The 3,208-nt window shown below is 61.1% G+C and carries 4 protein-coding genes; 2 read left to right on the top strand and 2 right to left on the bottom strand.

Features of this window, described 5'->3' with window-relative positions; genetic code table 11:
• Nucleotides 1-221: 221 nt before the first annotated feature.
• Together ACW9JE_RS29770 and ACW9JE_RS29765 are read right to left on the bottom strand one after the other, a co-directional pair.
• Nucleotides 222-1,529, bottom strand: coding sequence for an ATP-binding protein (locus tag ACW9JE_RS29770; protein ID WP_224537929.1), 1,308 nt, complete (start codon nucleotides 1,527-1,529; stop codon nucleotides 222-224).
• Nucleotides 1,526-2,266, bottom strand: a complete 741-nt coding sequence (locus ACW9JE_RS29765; RefSeq protein WP_224537928.1) for a response regulator — start codon at nucleotides 2,264-2,266, stop codon at nucleotides 1,526-1,528. Before ACW9JE_RS29765 ends, ACW9JE_RS29770 begins: the two co-directional genes overlap by 4 nt.
• Before the next feature lie 303 nt (nucleotides 2,267-2,569).
• On the opposite strand from ACW9JE_RS29765, the gene ACW9JE_RS29760 reads away from it, so the two are divergent.
• On the top strand, nucleotides 2,570-2,833 hold the full coding sequence (locus ACW9JE_RS29760) for a DUF2790 domain-containing protein (protein ID WP_224537927.1): 264 nt from the start codon (nucleotides 2,570-2,572) through the stop codon (nucleotides 2,831-2,833).
• 42 nt (nucleotides 2,834-2,875) lie between these two features.
• Nucleotides 2,876-3,130, top strand: coding sequence for a hypothetical protein (locus ACW9JE_RS29755; RefSeq protein WP_457434791.1), 255 nt, complete (start codon nucleotides 2,876-2,878; stop codon nucleotides 3,128-3,130).
• The last annotated feature ends 78 nt before the right edge of the window (nucleotides 3,131-3,208 follow it).

The following is a 3,208-nucleotide window of genomic DNA, read 5'->3' as shown; positions in this document are numbered from 1 at the left end:
CGATGGAGGACCAGACACCGCGGGGTGTCAGGATGCCAGCGTCATCGTTGACGACCATCGCGAGCGTGCTCGCTCCTACAGTTGGTCGGCGTACACCGCAAGGCCCGTGTAGGAGCCGAGCTTGCTCGCGATGGAGGACCAGGCAACGCGGAGTGTCAGGACGCCAGCGTCATCGTGGGTGTCCATCGCGAGCAAGCTCGCTCCTACAGTGGTGGGGGGCGTCAGCGGAGTTTGAGTTCGGCGCACAGGCCGCCGCCTTGGCGATTGCTCAGGGTCAGCGATCCGCCGATAGCCAGCGCCAGTTGCTGCGCAATGGCCAGACCCAGGCCGGTGCCGCCGGTATCGCGGTTGCGTGAGCTTTCCACGCGGTAGAACGGCTGCATCACCTGGGCCAGTTCCTCTTCGGCGATGCCGGGGCCGCGGTCCATGACTTTCACCGACACGCTGCCGTCATTCTTCTTCTCCACCAGCAACTCCGCCGCACCGGCGAATTTCAGGGCGTTGTCCGTGAGGTTCACCAGCACCCGGCGCAAGGCGTGGGGACGGGTGTCGAGGACGGTGGTGCTCTTGCCGCTCAACTGAACTTCCTTGCCCATGTCCTGATAATCGAATACCAGACTGTCGAGGAACGAATCCAGATCGGTGCGACGACTTTCTTCGGTGGCGCCATGCACGCTGCGGGCATACGCGACGCCTTCGCGTACCAGGTGCTCGATCTCGCTCAGGTCGGCCCAGAGTTTGTCTTTCTCCAGGCAGTCGTCCATGAATTCGGCGCGCAGTTTCATCCGGGTGATCGGTGTTTGCAGGTCGTGGGAAATGGCGGCCAGCAATTGCATGCGCTCCTTCAGATAAGACGCGATGCGTGCCTGCATGGCATTGAACGCCCTGGCCGCATGAGCCACCTCGGTAGGGCCTTTTTCGTCCAGCTGTATCGGATGGGCGTTGGGGTCGAGGGTATCAACGGCCTTGACCAGACGGGTCAGTGGGCGGACGGCAATCAATACGGCCAGCCAGGTGCAGGCGATCATCAGCGCCAGTTGCCCGAGCAGGACCATGGGCAACCACGGCGATAACGGCATCATCGCCGGATACACGTCGATGGTCAGCGGGCTGCCGTCAGAAAGCTTCAGATGCACCTGGAAGTGTTTTCGCGAGCCAGGAATATTGGTGAAGGTCAGCGCATGCTCCTTGCCCACGGCGTCCATGATCGAGGCCATGGCGATGGGCGCATCGGGCATCTCCATGTTCATCGGCGTACCGCTTTCGCCGGCACTCAACAGATAACCGTAGTTGTTGCGTTGCAGCTGACGCAGCCAGTTCGGGCGTTCCTCGGCTGGCAGTCGGTCGAGGATGGCGATGGAAGTCGAGACGTCGGTTTCCAGGTTGCCGAGCATGGTGTTCTTGGCGTTTTCGTAGCGCTCGTAATACTGCGCACCGAAGGACAGCGCCTGGGCGAGGATCAGGCAGATCAGGAAAATCAGCGACAGGCGTGAGGCCAGGGTGCGCGGCCAGCGCAGCGAAAAGTTCATTCAGGTGCTCCGACGATTTCTACCGGCAGGGAGAATACATAACCTTCGCTGCGCACGGTCTTGATATAGGCCGGTTCGCGGGCATCGTCCAGCAGGCGCTGGCGCAGGCGGCTGACCAGCAGGTCGATGGAACGATCGAACAGATCGGCGTCGCGGCCCTGGGTCAGGTTGAGCAATTGATCGCGGTTGAGCACCCGTTGCGGATGGTCGAGGAATACCCGCAACAGCCGATATTCCGCGCCGCTGAGCGCAACCATGGTGCCGTCGCTGTCGAGCAGGTGCCTGGCCGAGGTGTCCAGCTTCCAGCGCCCGAAGGCCAGCAGGCGGCTGGTTTCGGTCACCACCAGGTTCGGTGGCAGCATCCGCGTGCGGCGCAGCACGGCGTTGATGCGGGCCAGCAGTTCGCGGGCGGCGAAGGGTTTGACCAGGTAATCGTCGGCGCCCATTTCCAGGCCGATGATGCGGTCGGTTTCATCGTTTCGGGCAGTGAGCATCAGGATCGGAGTGGCCTTGTGTTTGCCCGAGCGCAATTCGCGGCAGAGCATCAGGCCGTCGTCCCCCGGCATCATGATGTCCATCACGATCAGGTCCACCGGCGTGGATTCGAGGAAGGTGCGCATCTGCCGACCGTCCGCCACCACCGTGGTACGCAGGCCGTTCTTCTTCAGATAGTTGCCCACCAGTTCGCGGATCTCGCGGTCATCGTCGACGATGAGAATGTGATCAACGTGTTCCATGGGACTGCCTCTGAAAGTGGGGGATGGCGCACAGTCTATCGAGCCTTTGCGACCACGCCTGCCGGCGTTTGTATTGCAGTGTATCTGGCTTGTCGGAGGATACACATGGACAAAAAAACGCGGATTTTGCGCCGGTTTGTATCGCTCTGTATCCCGAGCCGGTTCTGATACGTACCGATTTACACAGGCAGTTTCCCGACACATGCGCGATACCTCGCGAGTTTTAAATAGGTTCCATCGAGGCAAGCCCAACCGCCTCTGCCCAAAGAACGATTGACCTATTGAAACCTTGAGGACGACGCCATGAACACCAAAGCCATCTACGCCGCCTGCCTGTTTGCCGCCCTGAACATCTGCACCCTGTCGGCCCGCGCCGAAGCCGATGTGAGCGAGAAGACCTACACCTACGGCACCCAACTGGACATCAGGAAAGTGGTGTCGCTCAAAGAAGCTGATGCGCCTTCCTGTGGCGTGGTCAATGCGCAGCTGACTTACCTGGATTCGCACAACAAGACCCAGGTCCTGGACTACAGCAAGATTTCCGACAACTGCGCCTCGGAAAACTGAGTGCTGCGATTAGCCATCCCATTTCAAGCGAGGAACACAACCATGATCAACGTCAGCCGATTCCTGACCGCCATTGCCTTCACCGTCGCCGGCGCCGCAGCCCACGCCAACGCCGCCGTCGAGCAGAACGCCTGCGGCAGCAGCACCTGCTTCCAACTGACGCCGGTGGAGAAACAAAGCGTCAACGGCTTCCTGGCCGAAGATGGTTACGACCGCACGCCGCAAGGCCAGTTCGTTGCCGAAAACGGATCCAGCCGCACGCCGCAGGGCAAGTGGCTGGCTGAGCAAAGCGCGTAATGCCCAACCTGCTCTCTGTAGGAGCCGAGCTTGCTCGCGATGGACGCCAACGATAACGCTGGCAGCCTGACGCCCCGC

The organism is Pseudomonas sp. SDO55104_S430 (assembly GCF_054070595.1).
This window is presented reverse-complemented; position numbering and strand designations above follow the sequence as displayed.